This window comes from Streptomyces sp. PTL18 (assembly GCF_059510295.1).
Map to the genome: position 1 here is coordinate 1 of NZ_JCAJZO010000027.1, position 21454 is coordinate 21454.

General features: G+C 69.3%; 25 protein-coding genes, 1 tRNA gene and 2 pseudogenes. 22 read left to right on the forward strand and 6 right to left on the reverse strand.

The window, feature by feature from the left end:
• Positions 1 to 207 precede the first annotated feature (207 nt).
• Together AC5WS8_RS32675 and AC5WS8_RS32680 are read right to left on the reverse strand one after the other, a co-directional pair.
• Positions 208 to 492 carry a hypothetical protein gene (locus tag AC5WS8_RS32675; protein ID WP_496107128.1) on the reverse strand — a complete coding sequence of 95 codons (285 nt, stop codon included), beginning with the start codon at positions 490 to 492 and terminating at the stop codon, positions 208 to 210.
• A 20-nt stretch (positions 493 to 512) separates the two neighbouring features.
• Positions 513 to 1046: a hypothetical protein gene (locus AC5WS8_RS32680; protein ID WP_496107129.1), complete on the reverse strand. Its 534-nt coding sequence runs from the start codon at positions 1044 to 1046 to the stop codon at positions 513 to 515.
• Between the two features lie 146 nt (positions 1047 to 1192).
• On the opposite strand from AC5WS8_RS32680, the gene AC5WS8_RS32685 reads away from it, so the two are divergent.
• Positions 1193 to 1738, forward strand: a complete 546-nt coding sequence (locus AC5WS8_RS32685; RefSeq protein ID WP_496107130.1) for an endonuclease domain-containing protein — start codon at positions 1193 to 1195, stop codon at positions 1736 to 1738.
• Positions 1735 to 1962 carry a DUF8847 domain-containing protein gene (locus AC5WS8_RS32690; protein WP_496107131.1) on the forward strand — a complete coding sequence of 76 codons (228 nt, stop codon included), beginning with the start codon at positions 1735 to 1737 and terminating at the stop codon, positions 1960 to 1962. The genes AC5WS8_RS32685 and AC5WS8_RS32690 overlap by 4 nt, the downstream gene beginning before the upstream one ends.
• Before the next feature lie 76 nt (positions 1963 to 2038).
• Here the strand turns inward: AC5WS8_RS32690 and AC5WS8_RS32695 are convergent, their stop codons facing one another.
• The 3 genes from AC5WS8_RS32695 to AC5WS8_RS32705 form a co-directional block, all read right to left on the reverse strand.
• A complete protein-coding gene (locus tag AC5WS8_RS32695) occupies positions 2039 to 2617 on the reverse strand; it encodes a GIY-YIG nuclease family protein (protein ID WP_496107132.1) in 579 nt (192 codons plus the stop codon).
• The gene (locus AC5WS8_RS32700; RefSeq protein ID WP_496107212.1) at positions 2614 to 2874 is read right to left on the reverse strand and encodes an SDR family oxidoreductase; all 261 of its coding nucleotides are present in this window, start codon (positions 2872 to 2874) and stop codon (positions 2614 to 2616) included. The genes AC5WS8_RS32695 and AC5WS8_RS32700 overlap by 4 nt, the downstream gene beginning before the upstream one ends.
• Positions 2875 to 3816: 942 nt before the next feature.
• Positions 3817 to 3969, reverse strand: a complete 153-nt coding sequence (locus tag AC5WS8_RS32705) for a hypothetical protein (RefSeq protein ID WP_496107133.1) — start codon at positions 3967 to 3969, stop codon at positions 3817 to 3819.
• Positions 3970 to 4228: 259 nt separating this feature from the next.
• Here AC5WS8_RS32705 and AC5WS8_RS32710 point away from each other — a divergent pair, with 259 nt between their 5' ends.
• The 15 genes and pseudogenes from AC5WS8_RS32710 (at position 4229) to AC5WS8_RS32780 (ending at position 15331) form a co-directional block, all read left to right on the forward strand.
• A complete protein-coding gene (locus AC5WS8_RS32710; RefSeq protein WP_496107134.1) occupies positions 4229 to 4618 on the forward strand; it encodes an SseB family protein in 390 nt (129 codons plus the stop codon).
• The gene (locus AC5WS8_RS32715; protein ID WP_496107135.1) at positions 4615 to 5223 is read left to right on the forward strand and encodes a hypothetical protein; all 609 of its coding nucleotides are present in this window, start codon (positions 4615 to 4617) and stop codon (positions 5221 to 5223) included. Before AC5WS8_RS32710 ends, AC5WS8_RS32715 begins: the two co-directional genes overlap by 4 nt.
• Before the next feature lie 11 nt (positions 5224 to 5234).
• Positions 5235 to 7007 carry a putative T7SS-secreted protein gene (locus AC5WS8_RS32720; protein WP_388576777.1) on the forward strand — a complete coding sequence of 591 codons (1773 nt, stop codon included), beginning with the start codon at positions 5235 to 5237 and terminating at the stop codon, positions 7005 to 7007.
• Positions 7008 to 7055: 48 nt separating this feature from the next.
• A complete protein-coding gene (locus AC5WS8_RS32725) occupies positions 7056 to 7352 on the forward strand; it encodes a YrhB domain-containing protein (RefSeq protein ID WP_388576775.1) in 297 nt (98 codons plus the stop codon).
• 4 nt (positions 7353 to 7356) lie between these two features.
• Entirely contained in the window at positions 7357 to 8664 is a 1308-nt protein-coding gene (locus tag AC5WS8_RS32730) for a YrhB domain-containing protein (protein WP_496107136.1), read from the forward strand.
• A gap of 3 nt (positions 8665 to 8667) precedes the next feature.
• A pseudogene (locus AC5WS8_RS32735) lies at positions 8668 to 9477 on the forward strand (transposase); the annotation flags it as partial.
• A gap of 28 nt (positions 9478 to 9505) precedes the next feature.
• A pseudogene (locus tag AC5WS8_RS32740) lies at positions 9506 to 9829 on the forward strand (hypothetical protein); the annotation flags it as partial.
• Positions 9830 to 9964: 135 nt separating this feature from the next.
• On the forward strand, positions 9965 to 10753 hold the full coding sequence (locus AC5WS8_RS32745) for an FtsK/SpoIIIE domain-containing protein (protein ID WP_496107213.1): 789 nt from the start codon (positions 9965 to 9967) through the stop codon (positions 10751 to 10753).
• A 12-nt stretch (positions 10754 to 10765) separates the two neighbouring features.
• Positions 10766 to 10960 carry a hypothetical protein gene (locus tag AC5WS8_RS32750; protein WP_496107137.1) on the forward strand — a complete coding sequence of 65 codons (195 nt, stop codon included), beginning with the start codon at positions 10766 to 10768 and terminating at the stop codon, positions 10958 to 10960.
• 32 nt (positions 10961 to 10992) lie between these two features.
• Entirely contained in the window at positions 10993 to 11283 is a 291-nt protein-coding gene (locus AC5WS8_RS32755; protein ID WP_496107138.1) for a hypothetical protein, read from the forward strand.
• 104 nt (positions 11284 to 11387) lie between these two features.
• Positions 11388 to 11648 carry a hypothetical protein gene (locus tag AC5WS8_RS32760; RefSeq protein ID WP_496107139.1) on the forward strand — a complete coding sequence of 87 codons (261 nt, stop codon included), beginning with the start codon at positions 11388 to 11390 and terminating at the stop codon, positions 11646 to 11648.
• A complete protein-coding gene (locus AC5WS8_RS32765) occupies positions 11645 to 13015 on the forward strand; it encodes a replication initiator (protein WP_496107140.1) in 1371 nt (456 codons plus the stop codon). Before AC5WS8_RS32760 ends, AC5WS8_RS32765 begins: the two co-directional genes overlap by 4 nt.
• Positions 13005 to 13217 carry a helix-turn-helix transcriptional regulator gene (locus AC5WS8_RS32770; RefSeq protein ID WP_496107141.1) on the forward strand — a complete coding sequence of 71 codons (213 nt, stop codon included), beginning with the start codon at positions 13005 to 13007 and terminating at the stop codon, positions 13215 to 13217. Before AC5WS8_RS32765 ends, AC5WS8_RS32770 begins: the two co-directional genes overlap by 11 nt.
• Positions 13214 to 14602 carry a tyrosine-type recombinase/integrase gene (locus AC5WS8_RS32775; protein ID WP_496107142.1) on the forward strand — a complete coding sequence of 463 codons (1389 nt, stop codon included), beginning with the start codon at positions 13214 to 13216 and terminating at the stop codon, positions 14600 to 14602. The genes AC5WS8_RS32770 and AC5WS8_RS32775 overlap by 4 nt, the downstream gene beginning before the upstream one ends.
• Positions 14603 to 15079: 477 nt before the next feature.
• Positions 15080 to 15331, forward strand: a complete 252-nt coding sequence (locus AC5WS8_RS32780; protein ID WP_496107143.1) for a hypothetical protein — start codon at positions 15080 to 15082, stop codon at positions 15329 to 15331.
• A gap of 259 nt (positions 15332 to 15590) precedes the next feature.
• Here the strand turns inward: AC5WS8_RS32780 and AC5WS8_RS32785 are convergent.
• Positions 15591 to 15662: transfer RNA gene (locus AC5WS8_RS32785), tRNA-Arg, on the reverse strand.
• Positions 15663 to 15849: 187 nt separating this feature from the next.
• On the opposite strand from AC5WS8_RS32785, the gene AC5WS8_RS32790 reads away from it, so the two are divergent.
• From AC5WS8_RS32790 to thrC, 5 genes are all read left to right on the forward strand, one after another.
• Positions 15850 to 16392 carry a response regulator gene (locus AC5WS8_RS32790; protein ID WP_496107214.1) on the forward strand — a complete coding sequence of 181 codons (543 nt, stop codon included), beginning with the start codon at positions 15850 to 15852 and terminating at the stop codon, positions 16390 to 16392.
• Between the two features lie 128 nt (positions 16393 to 16520).
• The gene (nrtL, locus tag AC5WS8_RS32795; protein WP_496107144.1) at positions 16521 to 17510 is read left to right on the forward strand and encodes an ArgS-related anticodon-binding protein NrtL; all 990 of its coding nucleotides are present in this window, start codon (positions 16521 to 16523) and stop codon (positions 17508 to 17510) included.
• Between the two features lie 26 nt (positions 17511 to 17536).
• Positions 17537 to 18928, forward strand: a complete 1392-nt coding sequence (gene lysA / locus AC5WS8_RS32800; RefSeq protein ID WP_496107145.1) for a diaminopimelate decarboxylase — start codon at positions 17537 to 17539, stop codon at positions 18926 to 18928.
• Positions 18929 to 19090: 162 nt separating this feature from the next.
• Positions 19091 to 20380 carry a homoserine dehydrogenase gene (locus AC5WS8_RS32805; protein WP_496107215.1) on the forward strand — a complete coding sequence of 430 codons (1290 nt, stop codon included), beginning with the start codon at positions 19091 to 19093 and terminating at the stop codon, positions 20378 to 20380.
• A 6-nt stretch (positions 20381 to 20386) separates the two neighbouring features.
• The gene (thrC, locus tag AC5WS8_RS32810) at positions 20387 to 21445 is read left to right on the forward strand and encodes a threonine synthase (RefSeq protein ID WP_496107146.1); all 1059 of its coding nucleotides are present in this window, start codon (positions 20387 to 20389) and stop codon (positions 21443 to 21445) included.
• The last annotated feature ends 9 nt before the right edge of the window (positions 21446 to 21454 follow it).

Genomic DNA, 21454 nt, shown 5'->3' on the forward strand with positions numbered 1-21454 from the left:
CCACGGCTTGATCGTGACAGTCAACGCGGTGCTTGCAAAGGAGCAAGGTCAGGAGCGCACGGCGCTGCCACTGTCTGTCTACGTAGCATGGCGGCCATGACGCCGGTCAACTCCTCGCGGGCGGTGCACGGCCACCCGGTACATCTGTCCCCTCCTCGGGAGCTCCACGTCAGAGTTCGCGGCCTGTGCTCACTCAAGGGAGGGAAGCTACGGCGAGGTCAGGAGGGTGCGGTGAGTCGGCTCGCGTTCTTCACCGCCGCCCCCCGCCGGATGGTATTCGGCGAGGTGCCGCTGCAACTGTCCGGCCGCTTCCCGCTCGTACCGTTCGATGGTCTCGCCGACCTGGCCGTCGATCGTGTTGTCGGCCGACGGGACGCGGAACGTGGGGGCGTTGTACACGTAGCCGAAGCGGCAGCCGTGCGGGCACTGCGGCAGCGACCCCATGAAGTCGAGGAGGCGGCGCTGGGCGGGCGGCAGGTCGTACAGGGTCATGCCGCCAGTATGCGCGCCCGTCAGCCGAGCCCGTCTGCTGCCGTCTTGTACGCGGCGGCCTGGTCCGGCGTCAGGTAGTGGGAGACGCGGACGAGCACAGTCCCGTGGACGTAGTCGTACTCGGCGAGGGCGGGCATCGACTTCGTGACGGCCTGGATGTACTTCGCCCGGGTCGCCGCGTCCGCCGGGTCGGCGAACACCTCGACGGCGCCACCGCGGTCGACGTCGCCCGGCTTCGTGTACTCGACGTCGCTGGCTTTGATCCGTGTGTCCGTGAACGTGATCTTCGAGGTGTATTGGCCCGGCCGGCCGAGGAGATGGTTCGGGTCGTTGGCCGCTGTGACGGTGCCGGACAGCTTCGCCGAGGACACCTTGTCGGAGATCTGCGTGAATGCGCTGCCGGCGTCGAGCGGCTTGCTGACGGCCGGGGTGGCGGAGGCGCCGGCCTTCCCGCCGGTCTGCTGGTTCGAGGAGCTGCTGCCGCTGTTGCTGCTGCAGGCGGCAAGTGTGGCGAGGAGAAGGGCGGCGGCTGCGGTGGTGAGGGTTTTGTTCACCGGCAGATCATGCAACCTGTGCATCATGCACGGAAGTGGCGTGATGGAGTTGTGAGGGTGCGTTCGAACGCTGCGCACGCCGAAGGCCCGCACACGGTAGCCCCGAGCGCTCATGGCGGCCCGGGCACAGCCGGTACCGTCGTCTGGTGACCCGCAATCACGCGAGCTGCTACCACACTGGCTACGCCCTCACCTGCGCCGAGTACGACGACCTTCTCCGTCGCGCCGACGACCGCTGCATGCTCTGCCGGGTCAGACGCCGAACCGCCCGTTCCCTCAACATCGACCACGATCACGCGCTCGGCCGCTGGGCTGTCCGAGGCCTCGTCTGCGACCTCTGCAATCAGGCGCTGCGCTACGTCGAAGCCGGAGAGAAGCCCGGCACGCTGAGAATCACGCAGTACCTCGGGAACTCCTGGCATCTGTCCCAACCGTCCAGCGCGGAGAAGGCAGTCCGGGAAAGGCCGCGGACCACCTGCCCGACGTGCGGCAAAGAAGGGGTGTCGGTGAACAGGGACGGGTCCTTGCGGCAGCACAAGAGGTTCGTGCGGGTTGACCGGAGGACCCAGATGGCTGTGTGCCCTGGGCCGAACGGCGCTATGGCGACTGCCGAGATGAGGTACGAGGCGGGCAGCAACGTCATCCCGTTCCAGGCGGCGCGGCGACGGCCGAAGAAGGAGCCCACCACATGAGCGTCGAGATCGAGTTCGTCGGCGGCCCCCACGACGGTCACCGCACCCACACCGACGGCGACTCACTCAAACCGCCGAAGATCCTGCACGCGTTCGACGCGCCGCGCCCGTTCGATCCCACACGAGACGACAATCCAGTCGAGCCACTGCGCAAGCTGGTCTACCAACGCGCCGGCCGCGACGGCCATATCTGGCGCTACCAGTTCCAGAAGCCCACCGAATGACGACGGCCCCGCCCGGACGCGTTCCGGAGCGGGGCGGCGGCGAAATTGGCCGAAACAGCCCATGAGGCCAGCTTCGCTACCTGATATATGCCTGCTCCCCGGCTGCTCCTCGGGCGTCGAGAAGGACGGCCAGCTCCTCCGGATTCAGTGCCGCGTCCCGCAGATGCGCCCGCCAGACAGCCACCGCCCGCAGGAAGGCTCGCAGCGCCTTTTCGTCGAGCGGCTCCTCCTCGACCGCCGGCAGATTCGGATATGGCGGGACTCCCGGTGGTAGCTCAGGACGCCGGTGGCCATCAGTGAAGCCGCCCCAGGCTTCGTTGTTGTACAGGGGCAGCTCGGTGCGCACTGCCTTCCGCTCTTCCAGCCATGCGGGGTCCCGGGCGGGGAACCATTCCAGGCGACGCTCGGTCACCTGGTACCACCAGTCGTGGTGGTTTTTGCGGTGCTCCTTCCACCGGCGGGAGATGTTCGCTGTGATGCCGACGTACAGCAGGCGACCGAACACGTCGTACTGCCGGTACGCGCAAGTCGGGATCGCTTCGAGGGCGGCCCGCTGCCCCTCCACGACCTTGAGATGGCAGGCTTCGCACGCGGGTGATGGACCGTCTGAGCCCCAGAGGCGGCCGCCTGGGTTGCCGCAGATCACGCACTTCACAGGGGGCAGGTCCTGCGGCGATCCCGTCCACGAGCCTCGCCCGCCGCCAGGGCCGCGGTCACCACCACGTCCAGTCGCCCGAACGCCGTGACCGCGCTGTCCACCGCCGCGCGCGCCGCGGCCGCATCGGTCACATCCAAGGGAGCGGTACGAACCCGTGCCCCATAGCGGGAGACCAGGTCTGCCATCTGCTCCGGCTGCCGAGCCGTCGCCAGCACCTGATCCCCGTTCTCCAGGCCCCAGGCCCCAGGCCCCAGGCCCCGGGCCCCGGGCGCCTGGGTAACGCCTGGGACGCGGGCCGTGGTTGGCCAGGTCTGCCCCCGGCTCGACGAGGCTCACCGATCGGAAATCTGAGCACCGATGTCGCGGAAGTGGGTGTCAACCACGGCGGCGCCCCCGTCGCCCACAGAGCGCTGTTGGGCATGCTCGGTGCCGGGGTGCCGGGGTGCCGGGGTGCCGGGGCCGGCTGCGGCGCCCTAACTGCAGGTCGGCTGGGACAGCGTGCCGCCCAAGGCGTAGGGCTCTCGTGTGGCGCGCCCGGCGAGACGAGCGTGGGCAGCCTTCCCCTCCTGTGGGTTTCCGGGTGGGGACGAACCTGCGCACGGTTACTAGGTGGACGACGCGTCTCTGACCTGCGGAGATGCCTGAGAGGCAGCAGGCCTTGCATCGCGACCCGAAGGTGTCACGCGAATAAGGATGACCTGACCAGCAGTTTTGCTTGCGCAGCGGGATCTCTTGGGCGGGGGACTCGGAGTATGGGGACAGGCAAAGCCGCACGGCTCTGGAGCTGCGTTGACCATCAAGACGGTCATCCCGCTGAAGCAGTAGGTCGGGCTCTCGCCTCTTGTCGTCTCTGCCAGTCCCGACTGAAACGCCACGCGGTCTTCGCCCTGTTCCCTCTTCGTGGCTTCCATCAAGACGTCGTCGACGCTGCGGAGCGTCGCCAGGATATCCTTTTGGCCGACATCTCTGCGCTGTACTGGGACGACACCATCCGCGGGCTCGCATGACGGGGCCATGTGTTGAAGGCGCACGGGGTCCTTCGCCCGCGGAGCTTGGACGGTGGCCGTGGCCTCGCGGATCAGGGCGTCGGCCACCCGTCGGCTTTGCGGGGCGCTCGCCGGACGGCAGCGCGAGCACGTCGACATCGTGCTTGGCCCGTGCGGCCGGATTTGCGACCTCCGTCGTGCCCACGGCGCTCAGCGTCGGCCCAGTCGTCGCTGGCGGGCTTGCCCCGGGTCCAGCAGGGTACGTTCCACGGGTCGAACATCGCCCTCGTGCGGCACCGGTCCGGCGGCCAGTGGCCGGTAGCCGGGGGAGCCGCCCATGTTGGCGTCGACCTGCAGTGCCACCGCTGGGTGGGAGCACGCGTTCCGACGCTAGAAGGCGCCACCACCCATGACGACCGGCATCGAGGGTTGCCGTCAAGGCGGGCCACTCGCTGCCGCCGGGCAGCTTCGGGCCTGCTCCTACGAGGGTCTCCACAGCAAGGGTAAGGTGAAGCGGCCAGCGGTCACGCCCCGAGGCGGCAGTGGAAAACCGGGGCAACTAGCCAAGCAGGCCCAGAGATTGACGGTCCGTGGTGGCGGATGGATGCCTGATACTGGGTGGATGCGCGATACGAGGCGGGGGTTGGTGGAACGGCTGGCCGAATCGTATGAGGGACGGTTGGACGGAGCAGCGCTGGTTGGGGAGTTCCGGCGGGCGCTGCTGCTTGTTCCGCTGATCGGTGAGGCGGTGTGGTCGGCGGATTCCGGGGGCGTGAGGTGGGTGTATGCCTTCACCGGTGAGGAGTCGCTGGGGCGGTTCCTGGCCGCGCGGGGCGTCGGACCAGGCGCGGAAGTGCGGTACATGAGGGTGTACGGGGCGCGGTTGCTGGATGTGGCGGTGCCCGCGATCGGCGTCCCGGCCGGGATCGCGGTGGACGTGGCCGGGCCGTGGCCGGGGTTGCTGCCGCCGGTGGCGGGGATCGTATCGCCGACGGCGGCGGTGGCGGCGTGAGCGAGGGCTACCAGGTCGATCCGGACGCGCTGAGGATGGCGGCGAAGGGCATCAACGAGGCGATCGACGAGCTGAAGTCGCTCGGGATCGACGAGAGCGGCGAGATCGGCCGGGGCTTCTCGAACATCGAGTTGACGGGCATGGAGCTGGGCGACGCCGGGCTCCGAAGTGCCTTTGACGCGTTCTGCGAGCGGTGGTCGTGGGGCGTGCGCACGCTCGTCCACGACGGTAACGAGATCGCGCTGCGGCTGGGGCTGTCGGCCGGGCTGTACCACGACCAGGAGCAGTACGTGGAGAAGATGCTCAAGGACGTGGTCAACGCGGGCATGGGCAATCCGGATCTCACACAGGAGCAGGTGGAGGCCCAGTCCTGGGGCAAGACGCTGTCGGACAACTCGTTCAACGACTTCCGGCACGCTGACTGGTCGGAGAAGTCGATAGAGGAGGCGGCCCAGCACTCGGCGCAGGCGTGGAAGGCCGAGGGCCGGGACGTGATGGACGGTCCGATGGGCTGGCGGAAACAGGTGGCGGATGCTGCCGGATATGGCGCGGAGTATGACCGGGCGCAGGACGAGATGTTCGGCCCTGAGCGCAAGAGCCAGTAGTAGGGACTGGGATGGGTGTCGGGGACTGGCTGGGTGAGGCCTGGGACACGGGCAAGAAGGTGGTCGGCGAGACGGTCGACGGCGCGGCGCACGTGGCCGGGGCCGGACTGGACATGGTGGGCCTGCAGGGGGCGGCCAAGTCGGTCGACGGCTGGGGTGACAGGGCGGCCGACAGCCTCGGTGTGGCGGTCCCGGAGAAGGAGCTGGGCGACACCGACGACCCCAGGGAACTGCTCCACGGCAACCCGGCGAGGATCCGCGAAGCCGCCGGTCATCTGCGTAACTTTCATGGCGCGTTCGAGTCGACCGGGTCGGGGCTGCAGCGGCTGGACCACGACCACTGGCAGGGCGACGCGGCAGAGGCGTTCCGAGCGAAGTTCACTCCGCACGCCAAGCAGTGGTTGACCGCCGCCGACGCCTGCCAGAAGGCTGCCGATGCGCTGGAGACGTACGCACACGTGGTGGAGTGGGCGCAGGGCCAGGCCAAGCAGTGCCTCGACCAGTACACGAAGGCCAGCGACGCCTACCAGCGGGCTCAGGCGGCGTACAACGCGCAGGTCGCCGCGTACAACGCGCAGGCTGACAGGTACAACCAGGCGGTGTCCGCCGGGCGTGACCCGGGGGCGGCCCCCACCAGGCCGGGGAAGTTCGACGGCGACTCCTATGCGGCGGAGATGGCCCTGGCGCAGACGGATCTGCACCAGGCCCGCGCGCAGCGTGACTCCGCGGCGCGAGCCGCTGCCCAGGCGGTCGAGGCGGCGACGAACACGGCTCCGAAAGAGCCGAGCTTCGCCTCCCGCCTGCTGGCGGACGGTGAGGACCTGGCTGCCGGATACTCGCTCACCCTGGACCACGTCGCCGGCGGTGTCGTCAAGGGTGCCGCGGACCTGGTGAAGTTCGCCCGGGGTCTGAACCCCATGGACCCGTACAACCTCACCCACCCGGCGATGTGGCTGGACCGGGTCAGCACCACGGCGGCCGGAATGCTGCACGCCTCCAACCACCCCACCGAGCTGCTCTCGGCGCTGGTCGGCTCGGGATGGGGCTCCGACCCGGGGGAGGCGTTCGGCAAGTTGGTCACCAACGTCGCCGCCGGTGTGCTGACCGACGGGGGCAGTGCCGGGGCCTCGGTGGCCGAACGCGAGGCCGTCGGCGTGGCCGAGAACGCCGCCAGGGACGAAGCGATGAACCTGGCCGAGCAAGGGGCGGCGAAAAGCGGTAACGCGCTGCCCGACGGCTGGACTATCGAGCCCACCACGGCAGACAAGGAGGCGGCTCACGACTGGGGGCACCTGGCCCAGCCGACGGACCATGTCTCCGCGAAGGCCATTCATCACGACGTCACGGACCTGGAAACACAGCGCAGGTTCCTGGACGATCAGTATCCTTGGCTCAAAGACGTCAATGGCAACCGCTACTGGGACAATGTGCCCGGATACAACCAGAACTGCTCGAAGAACGTGGAGGCGATCGACGGGCGTCTGGACGGCCACGATTCTGTCGCGGAACCGCTGCACCAGCCGGCCTGGCCGAGCAAGGAGAAACTCGGCAACCCGGACGCCGAATGGCAGCACAACACAAGCTACGATTCCATCATCGAGGACATGGACAAACGGGGGCTCGGCTCCCGCGGCGTCGTCTACATATCCAGACCAGACGGAACCGCGCACGTCTTCAACGTGATCCGCGACCGTAATGGAGTCGTTTTCTTGGACGGGCAGACCGGGATGCTCGGCAACCTCGAGAAGAACGTCACCGAAGTGCGTTATCTGCCCTACAAGTAGATTCCTTCAAGCGTTGAGTCCTGTGGAAAGAGCGATCGGGTCCTGACAATGACGATTGACGAAGCCGTCGAGGTGGCACGTGCCCATCTGCGGGCAATCTACGGAGACGGTCCGCCGACCATCGTGATGCAGCCGGAACTGTCGGTCGAGCACGATGCGGCGTGGGCCGTGCGTTTCGACAGTCAGGAGCACATCGACACCGGGGACCTCACCCAGGCGCCGATGGTGCGGGTCGTCGCCGTCTTCAAGGACGGGTCGTTCGTCGGGTTCCCTCCCTCCGCCTACACCACTGAGCAGTTGAGGACGTGGCTCGCCACGGGGCAGCAGCCCAGGAAGCCGTTCTGAACCCATGAGTGATCCGGCATCGCAGGCTGAAGACTGGCTGCGGCAGATCTACCGCGGAATGGTGGAGCTGTCCGGTACCGGCCCGGTCGTTGAACGGCCTCAATCATGGGTCTTCGGTTGTCGTGCACGGCCGGTGCCCGGCTACCCGGCCACCCCCATGTTGACCTCGCTGCTCGCGGTCCCCAAGAGCGGCAGCCTCCCGTTCCACCCCGCCACCGACGATCCCTGGGAGGACCTGGAGGCCTTCGACCGTGCTCCCCGGCCGCGCGACCCCGCCGAGCAGGCGCTGCGCACCAACGCACGAGGCTGTCTGCTGGCCGCAGACGCCGCCTTGAACGGCGCCAGAGCCACGCCGTTGCCATGGCGGCCCTTCCACGAGGCACCGGGCTGGTGGGACCGTATGATCCACTGGCACTTCCCCGATGCCGAGGTGTCGGCCTGTGCGGGCTGGGACGAGGTGATCGCCGCGGTGCAGGAGCAGGGTCCGGGCACCCGCGGCGCGGTCTGGATCCGCCGTGAAGCCCACGGTGTCGAGGCGACAGGACACCTGGTCTACGCACACAACAACGGTGGCCAAGTGGTGCTTCTCGATCCCCAGGCGGGTCGGCTGGCGCGTCTTGAGTCCACCGGGATCCGTCGGCTGACCCTGGCTCGCTTCGCGGGTGGCGACGGCAATGAAACCGAGCCGGAAGCACCTGCTTGGCGTCGGCAGGCCTCTGACCTCGCGTCAGCGATCGGCAAGGCGAAGGAATGGCTTTTGGACACGTACGGTGGTGAGGTCGCCCTGGTCGATCCCTCACCCGCTGATGAACTTGCCCGCGGGTGGCTGTTCGCCTGCAACAGCAAGGCGTTCCTCGCCGACGGACGTCCAGCCGACGCCATGCTGGACGCCGCCCTGGTCGTACCCAAGGACGAGGGCGAGCCGTTCGGGTTGCCCAACTCCGATCCATGGGGCTGGCTCGCGCGCTGGGACGGCGGTACGGAGCCGGGCGCAGAGGGCCTCGATCTGCCGCCGAAGCCGGGGCCGGCGAGATGGATGCCGCAGACGATGGGCCGACTGGGACCTGTGATCTCCGTGACGGATCACACGGAATGGGCAACCGTCTTGGCCGAACTCGCCACCTCCCCGGAGGGAGTTCGCGCGGTGGTCTGGATCCGTCGCGAGGACCGCCGCGGCCGCGAGTCCGTCGGCCTGCTCGTCGTCGCCGCCCACACTCCCAAGGGCCTCGTGCTGATCGACGCCGCCCGTGACGCCCCTGCCACACCGGACAATGCGGGGGTGCGCTCTCTCCACGTCCTCCGCTACCGCTGAGGGTCGGGGCCGTTAACCTCGCGCTTTCACGTGGCGGGGCGTCCGGTGGGTGATCAGAAACGCACTCATGTCCGTGCATGTGTATGGAGGTTGGCCGGGGAGGCTGCGCCGGACGCGGCCGGGCAGGTGGTCGTGGACCTGGACGGAGTGCTGGTGATCGCGCTTTCCGAGAAGCAGGATGCGGCCGCGACCTGGAAGAAGACCTTCGGGCACCATCCGCTGATGGGGTTCGTCGACCACGGTCGGGGTGGGTCCGGGGAGCCGGTCGCCGGGCTGCTGCGGCCCGGGAACGCGGGCAGCAACACCGCTGCGGACCACATCGAAGCCGCCCGGCTCGCGCTGGCGCAGCTGCCGAAGAAGTACCGACGGGGACGGCAGACGCTGATCCGTACCGACTCGGGCGGGGGCACCCACGAGTTCGTCGACTGGCTGTCCGCCCGCGGCCGGTGGCTGTCCTACTCCGTCGGCATGACCATCACTGATGCCGTCCACCAGGCAGTTTTGAAGGTTCCGGCTTCGGCCTGGACGCCAGCTATCGAGCCGGACGGCGAGATCCGCGACGGCGCCTGGGTGGCCGAACTCGACGGCGACTGCCTCAAAGGCTGGCCCAAGGGGATGCGGCTGATCGTGCGAAAGGAACGGCCGCATCCCGGCGCGCAGTTGCGCTTCACCGACGCCGACGGCATGCGCCTGACCTGTTTCGCCACCAACACCAAGAACATCCCGATCGCCGCACTCGAACTGCGCCATCGCCAGCGCGCGAGGGCCGAGGACCGCATCCGTGCCGCGCGAGCCACCGGCCTGCGCAACCTTTCGCGGTCGCTCCTACGCAACGGCGGACATGAGTGTCACCCCGGTCGCCCTTTTCTTCACGGCAGCAGGGCTCTACCAGGCCTGGTGGCTGTTACTCGGCTTCCCGGCCGTGGCTTTCCGGGTCGTACGGACCTGGCGGCCTCTGATGGCCGGATGCAGGCTCGCCGTGAGCCGTCGGCCGGCGCTGACGGTGGTGTCCGGGCTCGTCGGTAACGGGGCGCCTCCGCCACAGCCGCGCGTACCGCGACGCGGCCTGATCCGCCCAACCTTCGGTGGCTTCGTCCTACTGGTTCGGCTGTTGCCGGGCCAGGTGCCGGAGGACTTCGTCAAGGCCGCGCCGGCTATGGCGGAGAGCTGGCAGGTGCATGCAGTGCGGGTGACCTCCTGGAAGCCGGGAGTTGTACGGGTCGTCGCGTCGGCGGCCGATCCGTTGGCCGCTCCTCGCGTGCCGAAGCAGCGAGGGCAGGGTCATCTGCTCCGAGTGACCGTGGGCGTGCTGGAAACCGGGGCCGCTTGGGTGCTTGACCTGCGGCGCGTGCCACACTGGCTCATCGTGGGGGCCACGCGCTCCGGCAAGTCGACGCTCATCAATGCACTCGTTGCGGGCCTGGCTCCGCAACCCGTCGCCCTGGTCGGCATCGACTGCAAGGGCGGCATGGAACTGTCTCTCTACGAACCGCGGTTGTCTGCCCTCGCGACCAACCGGGAGCAAGCCGTCCGGGTGCTGGCAGCCCTCATGGACCTGACCCTCGACCGCATGACCCTCTGCCGGACGGCTCGGGTCCGAAACATCTGGGGTCTGCCGGACAAGGAACGCCCGGTCCCCGTCGTCGTGATCGTCGACGAGATCGCGGAACTGTTCCTCGTCGCGAGCCGGAACGAGAAGGACGAAGCGCAGGCTGCCGGTACGGCGCTGATCCGGCTGGCCCAACTGGGCGCGGCCCTCGGGGTCTTCCTCGTCGTCGCCGGTCAACGCGTCGGCTCCGACCTGGGGCCCGGCGTCACCGCCCTGCGGGCACAGCTCGGCGGCCGGGTGTGCCACCGGGTGGCCGACCCCGGCACGGCGGAAATGGCGCTCGGAGATCTCAACCCCGATGCCCTGAAGGCGGCACAGGGCATCACCCCGGAACAGGCCGGTACGGCTGTGCTCGCCTCCGGTGACGGCTGGGAACGGGCCAGGTCCCACCTGATCACAGAGTCGGAGGCAGAAGCCGTCGCCGCCGAGTACGCGCACCTGGCTCCGGTCCTCTCCGAACTGCACGTCGAAGCGCCGTGAAAGGGGCCTGCCGTGCTGGTGTCCATGTCCGCCGTTCTGCTGCTCGGGCTGCTGATCTGGTTCCTCCTGCGCATCCGCTACCTGCGGTGGGTCGACGCGCTGATCTGCGGAGCCTTCGGCTTCCTGCTCTCCCGGACCTTGGCCGCGCCGCTCGTTCAGACGCTCCTCGACGGCGTGAACGGCTTCCTCGACCATCTCCGCTTCTGAACACGCCCACTCACCAGAGAAGGGAACTTCCTGTGTCCGACTACGTCATCCGCTCCGGTGACCGCGCCGCCTTCCTGGCCGGTCTACGGGAGCTGGTCGACTTCCTGACCGCCAACCCGGCAGTCGTCGTACCGCGTCACGCGTCCGTCATCGTCCTGGTCGACGCCGCTGACTCTGCCGCTCGCCGAGCTGGTGTGGAGTCCGTCGCGGCCCCGCTCGGCGTGCCGACGGAGGACATCGGTCTCGGCTACTTCGACGCACGCCGTGACTTCGGACCGATCTCGTTGGGCGTCGCCGGGGTGCCGCCCGAGGAGCAGCAGTGACTGCCCGTACAACGGGCTCCCGACGGGGCGCGAAGTCGCCAAACCCGACCCCGTCAGGAACCCACCCCATCCGCCACGTGAGCAGTGAAAGGAGTACTCACACTTTGTCCACCGCGCATCATTCGCGCAAATCCCCGCTGCCCGACTGCGAGCTCAGGCAGCGTGACGCGCAGGTCTCGACCTGCGACGGACGGGAACAGATCGTCCTCGTCGGGCTCGACGGAGCCGAGCAGCGGCTGTGCCCCGCACACGCGGCCGCCCTCTGGCTCACGGACCCGACGCTCCGCTTCAGCGCCAAGACCCGCCCGGAAGGGATCTCGGCCGTGATGGGGCAGGCGTTCGGGCGCGGGGGTGGTCGCCGATGACCACTGCGCTTGCGGCGGGTGCTGCCGCGCTGGTCGCCAGGGCGGCGGAGCCGGACTTCACTGCCTGGCGCCGGAACATCGTCCGCCTCGGTGGCTGCACCAACCCCATCCATCTGGTCGGCGCGGCAACCGTCTACGACACGACGACCGGTGCGGCCCTGCTCTCCTACGGTTCGGGCGCCTACGGCGGTCGCCTGCTCACCGCGTGCGGCAACCGACGGGCAACTGTCTGCCCGGCGTGCTCGGGCCTGTACCGGGCGGACACGTACCACCTCGTCCGGGCCGGACTCGTCGGCGGCAAGAACGTCCCGGGGTCGGTGAGTGTGCATCCGCGCGTGTTTGCCACGCTCACCGCTCCCGGCTTCGGCCCGGTCCACACGCGCCGTGAGCGGGATGGGCGCGTGCGGACCTGTCGGCCTCGCCGAGCGGGGGAGTGCTGCCCGCACGGGACTCCGCCCGGCTGCCGGGAGCGGCACCCGGCGGATGACCCTCGTCTCGGTGAACCGCTCTGCCCGCGCTGCTACGACTACGCGGGGGCCGTCCTCTGGCACGCGTTCGCCGGTCGGCTCTGGCACCGATTCGGGCTGGAGCTCCGGCGGGAGGTCGCACGGCGGGCCGGGCTGTCGCGTACGGAGTTCGGGGAGGTTGCCCGGCTCTCGTACGCGAAGGTCGCCGAGTACCAGCGGCGGGGCCTGGTCCACTTCCATGCCGTGATCCGGCTCGCCGGTCCGGACGGGCCCGGCTCGGTTCCACCTGGCTGGGCGACTGTCCCGCTCCTCGTGGACGCAGTACGGGCCGTGGTCGGTCGGGTGCGCCTGACCGCTCCGGGCGCGGATGTGGTCGGTCCGCGGGTGCTGCGCTTCGGCTCGCAGATCGACGTACGGCCGGTCACTTCGTACGGCCGGGAGGTGGGGGAGCGGCCCGCTTCCGCTGGGGCCGTGGCGGGCTACATCGCCAAGTACGCCACCAAGGGTGCGGAGTCCGCCGGCGCGGTGGACGGTCGCATTCATCACGCGAGGGGCATGGTCATGCTGCCGGTTCGTGCGCATGTGCTGCGGATGATCGGTACGTGCTGGTGGCTCGGAGGCCTGCCTCAGTTCGAGCCGCTCGGACTGCGTCGCTGGGCCCACATGCTCGGGTACGGCGGGCACTTCTCCACCAAGTCACGCTGCTACTCGACCACACTGACCGCGCTCCGACAGGCCCGTGCCGACCACCGTGCGGAGCAGCAACGGGTCTCCCTCGGCCTGGCCGACCTCCCGACGGTGACGGTCGGCGAGTGGCGGTATGCAGGGCGCGGCTACTCGCCGGAAGCGGCTCTCCTGGCTGCCTCGGTTCGGGAGGGCGGTGGTCTCCATGGCGCGTGACGGCCGCGCGAAATCGGCGGAACTGCTCACGGTCCGGCAAGTGCTCGACGAACTGGGCGGTATTTCCCGGCGGACCTTCTACCGCTGGCGGGAACTGCGGCTCGCTCCGGCCTGCATCCGGCTGCCGAACGGGGAGCTGAGGGTCCGCCGGGACGTGCTCAACGAGTGGTTGGAGGAGCGGGCAGAGGGGGCGGCGTCGTGAAGTCGTACAAGGTCGTCGTCTGGAAGCTCAGCGTCAACCGCTCAGCGAAGAAACCGACCCATCTCGTCCGATGGTCTGTGGACGGCCAGCCGTTCCATGAGTCCTACAAGACCAAGGCGCTGGCCGACCGCTTCCGGTCTCAGCTCCTGAGGGCGGCGGACAAGGGCGAGCCCTTCGACACCGTGACCGGCCTGCCCGATTCGCTGCGCGGTGGCAAAGCTGCCCTGTCGTTCCTGGACCTGGCGGTCAAGTACGTGGATGCCCGGTGGGCGGAAGCGTCGGCCAAGCAACGGGACAGCATGACGGACGCACTGGCGACGGTCGTTCCCGTCCTGGTCAAGCCGGGACGGGGGCGTCCTGATCCTGAGGTGTTGCGGCGGGCACTGCGCTCGTACCTTCTGCCGGTTCCTCGTCGAGAGCGGGAGCGGCCGGAGGAGATCGCCGCGGCACTGAAGTGGATCGAGAAGGCGTCGCTGCCGGTGGCGGAGCTGCAAGAGATCACCCGGGCGCATGACCTGATCGATGCGCTGGGCCGGAGGCTGGACGGCAAGCCTGCGGCGACCCAGACGTACCGGCGGCGGCGCGCCGTGGTCTTCAACGTGCTCGAATACGCGGTCGAGTTGGAGCGTCTTCCGTCCAACCCGCTGAGCCGGGTCCGGCGTAAGCGGGGCAAACGGGCGTTGCAGGAGGTTGACCGCCGGGTGGTGGTCAATCCACGGCAGGCTCGGGAGCTGCTGACCGCACTCACGTATGTGGGTGGCTATGAGCGGGCGAGTGGGCGGCGACTGCGGGCGTTCTTCGGGTGCCTGTACTACGCGGCCATGCGGCCGGGGGAGGCGCTCGGTCTTCGCCGCTCCGACTGCACGCTTCCAGAGTCGGGCTGGGGCCGTATCGAGCTGGCGGAGACCCGTCCTACGGCAGGGAAGGCGTGGACGGACTGCGGCGAAGCACATGACCGGCGCGGCCTGAAGCAGCGGGCCCATGGTGAGGTGCGGATCGTGCCGATTCCGCCTCCGCTGGTGCGGCTGCTCCGCGAGCATCTGAAGGAGTTCGGCACGGCGAGGGATGGTCGGCTGTTCGCCAGTGAGAGGGGCAACGTGATCGCTGCCTCGTCGTACTCGCGGGCATGGAAGCAGGCTCGGGAACTGGCGCTGGCGCCGGATCAGGTGGCCTCGGTCCTGGCCTTCCGGCCGTACGACCTCCGGCACGCGGGCGTTTCCCAGTGGCTCAACTCAGGGGTGCCGGCGCCGGAGGTCGCCGCTCGCGCGGGCCACTCGGTGGACGTCCTGCTGAGAATCTATGCCAAGTGCATCGATGGCCAAGAACAAGAGATGAACAACCGGATCATGCAGGGGCTCGGGGAGGAGGACGTAACGGAGCAGTGAAGCGGTCCGAGTGACCTACGCGCGTGAGCCCCGGAGGAATCCGGGGCTTTCGTCTGCAACCCGTGTTGTCGAAGCAGCCTTACTACTCAGCGTCCGACGCTCTGCGCGTCACAGGTGCCCGACGAAGTGGGCTCCTGTCACTGGTCCGTAACACTGTGCCGAGACGCCTGTGTGTCTGTACCGCGTTCCGCCAAAATGGCTGACATGTCCGCGCTGTGGAGTTCGCTAGCCGCATCTGCCGGAGCGGTTGCAACCACTCTGATCGGTGTCTTTGCGGGGAGTGTGGTGAGCAGAAGGGCACAAGACCGACACTGGATCCGGGACCAGATAGCGGCAACGTGCACACGCGCGCTCCGCGAATCATCAAGTGTCCTCGTAAGCCTCAGTGAGATGGAAAGCAGTCGACCTGCCTCCATGCCGCAAGGTGTCGTACGCCCCACCACCATCGACTGGCGACCGTGGAACGAGGCTTTGAGCATGGTGAACCTCGTCGCTGATAAGGACATTGCGGAAGCCGTTCACGCCCTCGACGAGCAGATCTGGCGGCTCCACACCATGGTCAAGCGTGGCCTGACCCCCGAGGAGAACTGGTTCGATCTGCGGTCGCGCGTGGTAGCAGCGCAGAACAACGTCATCACCACAGCACGCCGCCAGCTTTCACTTACCGGAGATCCTCTCCAGCGCTTCTCTGGGCGGCCTGCTCCGGACGACCCGATCTGGAACTCGTGATCAGGCCAGCCCTTCAAACCAAAGTTGGCGCGGAGTCCAGATGCACACGGCGATCTTGTGTCAGCGGGCCCACCTTTGTGCAAGCTACCGTTCCTCGGAACAGTCGTTGACCTGCCGCGATACCCGTCAAGATCATTACGTCGCCATTACGTGATCACTGGCAAACGGCTGCTTTCGGCGGCGTCCGCCTGCACATACACGAAGACCCCGACCGCAGCGTTTCCGCTGGTGACGGGGTCTTTGGGCACCTCATACAGGGTGCCCCCGGCAGGATTCGAACCTGCGCACACGGCTCCGGAGGCCGTTGCTCTATCCCCTGAGCTACGGGGGCGTGTCTCGCGCTGTTGCGCTGACGGGTAGAACCCTACCAGCTCACTCGTGGTGGTCATGAACGGATTACCGGGGGCTACGTCGCCGCGGCTCGCCCGGACGGGGTGGAAGTGGGGAAAACCCGGACGCGACCCCTCGGCTCGACCTACTCTCGAGTTGTGCCAGGCGCGTCCGGCCGGGTGCTTGTTGTGGACGACAACAAGGTCATCCGGCAGCTGATCAGGGTCAACCTCGAGCTGGAGGGTCTTGAGGTCGTGACCGCCGCCGACGGTGCCGAGTGTCTGGACGTCGTCCATCAGGTGCGGCCCGATGTCGTCACCCTGGATGTCGTCATGCCCCGGCTCGACGGGCTGCGGACGGCTGCGCGGCTGCGTGCCGACCCCCGGACCCGCAAGCTGCCCCTCGCCCTCATCAGTGCCTGTACGCAGTCCGAGGTCGAGAGCGGACTCGATGTCGGCGTCGACGCTTTTCTCGCCAAGCCCTTCGAGCCGTCCGAACTCGTCCGGGTCGTCCAGGAATTGATCGAGCGCGGCCCTCAGGTCAGTCGGCAGGACCTGCGGCACCAGCAGCACCAGCAGCAGGTCGACGGGCTCGGCGGGCTTCAGCAGGCCGGTGCGTTCCTCGAAGGTGGTGAAGAGGTCGACGGCGCGTCCGACTCCGATGCCGTCGACGTCGCCGATCGCGTCGAGGCCGCCGGCCACGCGCCCCACGCCGGGCAACCGAACGTCTGAGTGCCCTCCCGCACCACCGGCACCGCACCACCGGCACGCGCACCCGCACCCCCGGCACCGTCCGCATCCCGGACCACACCGCAAACCGACTCGCATACCCACCCCCCTCCTCCCCTACCCTTGTCCCCGTGACCCCCGTCGAGCTGTCCCGCACCGTGCTGCGCGCGGTGCGTCGTGCCGTTGACGTGGGGGAACTCAGCGTGCCCGTGCCCGAACGGGTCGTAGTGACCCCGCCCGGGCCCGGTGGCCGCGGTGACTACGCCACCGGCATCGCCCTTCAGCTGGCCCGGCCCGCCGGGCGTTCCGCCCTCCAGGTCGCCGAGATCCTCCGCCCCCACCTCCGCGGCACCGCCGGTGTCGCCGACGTCGAGATCACCGGGCCCGGATTCCTCAACATCCACCTCGACCAGGGCACCGCCACCGCCGCACTCGTCCGGCAGGTCCTGGACGACGACAGCAACGCCTACGGCCACAGCGCCGCCCTCGACGGCACCGTCGTCCCCCTCCGTGTCCCCTACGACATCCGCGCCGAAGTCGTGGCAGACGCCCTCGTCCGGATCATCGGCACCCAGGGCGGCCGCGTCGAAGTCGATCACGCCCGCCCCGACGAACCGGTCGACCTGCGCCCCGTCCCGGCGCCGGAGGACCCCACCCCCCTCGGTCCCGACGCCGCCCGCTGGGCCCTTCTGCACCCCGCCGCCCACGACCGGCCCCGGATCACGGCCGACCACCTGCTCCAGCGCGAGAGCAACCCCCTCTTCCGCGTCCGCTACGCCCACTCCCGCGCCCGCGCCCTGGCCCGCGGCGCCGCCCGACTCGGATTCGAGGCCGCCCCCGGCGACGTACCCGACGCGACCGCCGCCCGCCTCACCCGCGCCCTCGCCGAGTACCCCACCGCCCTCGCCCAGGCGGCCGCGCACCGTGCGCCCGACCGGCTCGCCCGACACCTCGTCGCCGTCGCCGACGGGCTGCTCGCCTTTCAGCACACCGTTCTTCCGCTCGGCGAGGAGAAACCCTCGGCCGCCCACCGCGCCCGGCTCGCCCTTGCCGAAGCCGCCGGGACGGTGCTGGCCGGCGGCCTGTCCCTGCTCGGCATCAGCGCACCCGACTACCTCTGAGACCCGCGAGAAAGCCCAGACCCGCCATGAGCCGTTCCGCACACCCCGCCGGGCCCCGCCACGCCGACGTCCTGCCCGAGGGGCACTACTCCGCCCCGCCCGCCGACCTCAACGCCCTCGACCCGAAGGTGTGGGCCCAGACCGTCAACCGTGACGCCGACGGCGTCCTCACCATCGGCGGTATCGACGTCAAGACGCTCGCCGAGCGGTTCGGCACCCCCGCCTACTTCATCGACGAGGCCGACTTCCGGGCCCGCGCCCGCGCCTGGCGCACCGCCTTCGGACCGGACGCCGACGTCTTCTACGCCGGGAAGGCATTCCTGTCCCGGGCCGTCGTGCGCTGGCTGTACGAAGAAGGGCTCAACCTCGACGTCTGCTCCGGTGGTGAGCTCACCACCGCCCTCGCGGGCGGCATGCCCGCCGAGCGCATCGCCTTCCACGGCAACAACAAGTCCCCGGAAGAGATCACCCGCGCCGTCGAGACAGGGGTCGGACGGATCGTTCTCGACTCCTTCCAGGAGATCGTGCGCGTCGCGCACATCGCCTCCTCCCTCGGCAAGCGGCAGCGGGTCCAGATCCGTGTCACCGTCGGTGTCGAGGCGCACACCCACGAGTTCATCGCCACCGCCCACGAGGACCAGAAGTTCGGCATCCCGCTCGCCGACGGGCAGGCCGCCGAGGCCGTGCGGCGTGCCCTTCAGCTCGACGGGATCGAACTCATCGGGATTCACTCCCACATCGGGTCGCAGATCTTCGACATGTCCGGGTTCGAGGTCGCCGCCCACCGCGTTGTGGGGCTGCTCAAGGACATACGGGACGAGCACGGTGTCGAGCTGCCCGAGATCGACCTCGGCGGCGGCCTCGGCATCGCCTACACCAGCGACGACGACCCCCGGGAGCCCCACGAGATCGCCAAGGCCCTGACCGAGATCGTCTCCCGTGAGTGCGAGGGCGCCCGCCTGCGCACGCCCCGTATCTCCGTGGAGCCGGGGCGCGCCATCGTCGGGCCGACCGCCTTCACCCTCTACGAGGTCGGCACCATCAAGCCGCTCCAGGGGCTGCGCACGTACGTCTCCGTCGACGGCGGCATGTCCGACAACATCCGCACCGCGCTCTACGACGCCGAGTACAGCGTCTGCCTGGCCTCGCGCACCTCGGAGGCGGAGCCGATGCTGGTCCGTGTCGTCGGCAAGCACTGTGAGAGTGGGGACATCGTGGTGCGGGACGCCTTCCTGCCCGCCGACCTCGCGCCCGGTGATCTGATCGCCGTACCTGCGACGGGTGCGTACTGCCGGTCCATGGCCAGCAACTACAACCACGCGCTCCGCCCGCCCGTCGTCGCCGTGGGAGACGGGGAGGCCCGGGTCGTCGTCCGCCGCGAGACGGAGGAGGATCTGCTGCGCCTCGACGTCGGATGAGGCCCGCCCCGCGCAGCCCACGGACCCGGCGGAAGATCTTCCGGTCTTCCGCCGCTGACAAAATGAAATGAACGTCTCACGATCCGGACCAAGGGCAGAAAGTCCCGTCCGGTGAGTGAGACTGGTCCAACCGTAGACCGCATGAGGAAACGAGGTCGGATGATGCGTACGCGTCCGCTGAAGGTGGCGCTGCTGGGCTGTGGGGTTGTCGGCTCAGAGGTGGCGCGCATCATGACGACGCACGCGGACGACCTCGCCGCGCGGATCGGCGCGCCCGTGGAGCTCGCGGGCGTGGCCGTGCGGCGGCCCTCCAAGGTGCGGGAGGGCATCGACTCCGCCCTCGTCACCACCGATGCCACCGCCCTCGTCAAACGGGGGGACATCGACGTGGTCGTCGAGGTGATCGGCGGCATCGAGCCCGCCCGGACCCTCATCACCACCGCCTTCGCGCACGGGGCGTCGGTGGTCTCCGCCAACAAGGCCCTCCTCGCCCAGGACGGGGCCGCCCTTCACGCGGCTGCCGAGGAGCACGGCAAGGACCTGTACTACGAGGCCGCCGTCGCCGGTGCCATCCCGCTGATCCGGCCGCTGCGCGAGTCCCTGGCCGGCGACAAGGTCAACCGGGTGCTCGGCATCGTCAACGGGACCACCAACTTCATCCTCGACAAGATGGACTCCACCGGCGCCGGGTATCAGGAGGCCCTCGACGAGGCCACCGCCCTCGGGTACGCGGAGGCCGACCCCACCGCCGACGTCGAGGGGTTCGACGCGGCCGCCAAGGCCGCCATCCTCGCCGGGATCGCCTTCCACACGCGCGTGCGTCTCGACGACGTCTACCGCGAGGGCATGACCGAGGTCACCGCGGCCGACTTCGCCTCCGCCAAGCAGATGGGCTGCACCATCAAGCTGCTCGCCATCTGCGAGCGGGCCGCCGACGGGGGCTCGGTCACCGCGCGCGTGCACCCCGCCATGATTCCGCTGACCCACCCGCTCGCCTCCGTGCGCGGCGCGTACAACGCCGTGTTCGTGGAGTCCGACGCCGCCGGTCAGCTCATGTTCTACGGGCCCGGGGCCGGCGGCGCGCCGACCGCCTCCGCCGTCCTCGGTGATCTCGTCGCCGTCTGCCGCAACCGGCTGAGCGGGGCGACCGGACCTGGGGAATCCGCTTACGCGGCCCTGCCCGTGTCGCCCATGGGCGACGTCGTCACGCGCTACCACATCAGCCTGGACGTCGCCGACAAACCGGGTGTTCTCGCCCAGGTCGCCACCGTCTTCGCCGAGCACGACGTCTCGATCGATACGGTTCGCCAGCAGGGGAAGGACGGCGAGGCCTCCCTCGTCGTCGTCACCCACCGAGCGTCCGACGCCTCGCTCAGCGGGACCGTCGAGGCGCTGCGCAAGCTCGACACCGTGCGGGGTGTCGCCAGCATCATGCGGGTTGAAGGAGAGTAACCAGCAATGACCCACCAGTGGCGCGGAATCATCGAGGAGTACCGGGACCGGCTGCCGGTGTCCGACAGCACGCCGGTCGTCACGCTCCGTGAGGGCGGCACGCCGCTCGTGCCCGCGCAGGTGCTCTCCGAGCGCACCGGCTGTGAGGTCCACCTCAAGGTGGAGGGCGCCAACCCCACCGGGTCCTTCAAGGACCGCGGTATGACCATGGCCATCTCCAAGGCCAAGGAGGAGGGGGCGAAGGCCGTCATCTGCGCCTCCACCGGCAACACCTCCGCCTCCGCCGCCGCCTACGCCGTGCGCGCCGGCATGGTGTCGGCCGTGCTCGTGCCGCGGGGCAAGATCGCGCTCGGCAAGATGGGCCAGGCCCTGGTGCACGGCGCGAAGATCCTCCAGGTCGACGGCAACTTCGACGACTGCCTGACCCTCGCCCGGGCGCTCAGCGACAACTACCCCGTGGCGCTGGTCAATTCGGTCAACCCGGTGCGTATCGAGGGGCAGAAGACCGCGTCCTTCGAGATCGTCGACATGCTCGGTGACGCCCCCGACATCCACGTCCTGCCGGTCGGCAACGCGGGCAACATCACGGCCTACTGGAGGGGCTACCAGGAGTACGCCGCCGACCGGGTCGCCGGGCGCACCCCGCGCATGTGGGGGTTCCAGGCCTCCGGCTCCGCGCCGATCGTGCGCGGCGAGGTGGTCAAGGACCCCTCGACCATCGCCACCGCCATCCGCATCGGCAACCCGGCGTCCTGGCAGTACGCCCTCCGGGCCAGGGACGAGTCCGGCGGGCTCATCGACGAGGTGACGGACCGTGAGATCCTGCGCGCCTACCGGCTGTTGGCCGCGCAGGAGGGCGTCTTCGTGGAGCCCGCGTCCGCCGCGTCCGTGGCGGGTCTGCTGAAGGCCGCCGAGCAGGGCAAGGTCGACCCCGGGCAGCGCATCGTCTGCACCGTCACCGGCAACGGCCTCAAGGACCCCGACTGGGCCGTCGCGGGCGCCCCGCAGCCGGTCACCGTCCCGGTCGACGCGGCGACCGCCGCCGAGCGGCTCGGGCTCGCGTAACCAGGCCCT

Bases quoted from the DNA above. Each gene is read 5' to 3' on its own strand.
- lysA (WP_496107145.1), top strand. From the start codon at position 17,537: ATGAGCCGTTCCGCACACCCCGCCGGGCCCCGCCACGCCGACGTCCTG.
- AC5WS8_RS32780 (WP_496107143.1), top strand. From the start codon at position 15,080: ATGGTGAACCTCGTCGCTGATAAGGACATTGCGGAAGCCGTTCACGCC.
- AC5WS8_RS32725 (WP_388576775.1), top strand. From the start codon at position 7,056: ATGACGATTGACGAAGCCGTCGAGGTGGCACGTGCCCATCTGCGGGCA.
- AC5WS8_RS32690 (WP_496107131.1), top strand. From the start codon at position 1,735: ATGAGCGTCGAGATCGAGTTCGTCGGCGGCCCCCACGACGGTCACCGC.
- AC5WS8_RS32770 (WP_496107141.1), top strand. From the start codon at position 13,005: ATGGCGCGTGACGGCCGCGCGAAATCGGCGGAACTGCTCACGGTCCGG.
- AC5WS8_RS32730 (WP_496107136.1), top strand. From the start codon at position 7,357: ATGAGTGATCCGGCATCGCAGGCTGAAGACTGGCTGCGGCAGATCTAC.
- AC5WS8_RS32675 (WP_496107128.1), bottom strand. From the start codon at position 492: ATGACCCTGTACGACCTGCCGCCCGCCCAGCGCCGCCTCCTCGACTTC.
- AC5WS8_RS32765 (WP_496107140.1), top strand. From the start codon at position 11,645: ATGACCACTGCGCTTGCGGCGGGTGCTGCCGCGCTGGTCGCCAGGGCG.
- AC5WS8_RS32720 (WP_388576777.1), top strand. From the start codon at position 5,235: ATGGGTGTCGGGGACTGGCTGGGTGAGGCCTGGGACACGGGCAAGAAG.
- AC5WS8_RS32710 (WP_496107134.1), top strand. From the start codon at position 4,229: ATGCGCGATACGAGGCGGGGGTTGGTGGAACGGCTGGCCGAATCGTAT.
- thrC (WP_496107146.1), top strand. From the start codon at position 20,387: ATGACCCACCAGTGGCGCGGAATCATCGAGGAGTACCGGGACCGGCTG.
- AC5WS8_RS32805 (WP_496107215.1), top strand. From the start codon at position 19,091: ATGCGTACGCGTCCGCTGAAGGTGGCGCTGCTGGGCTGTGGGGTTGTC.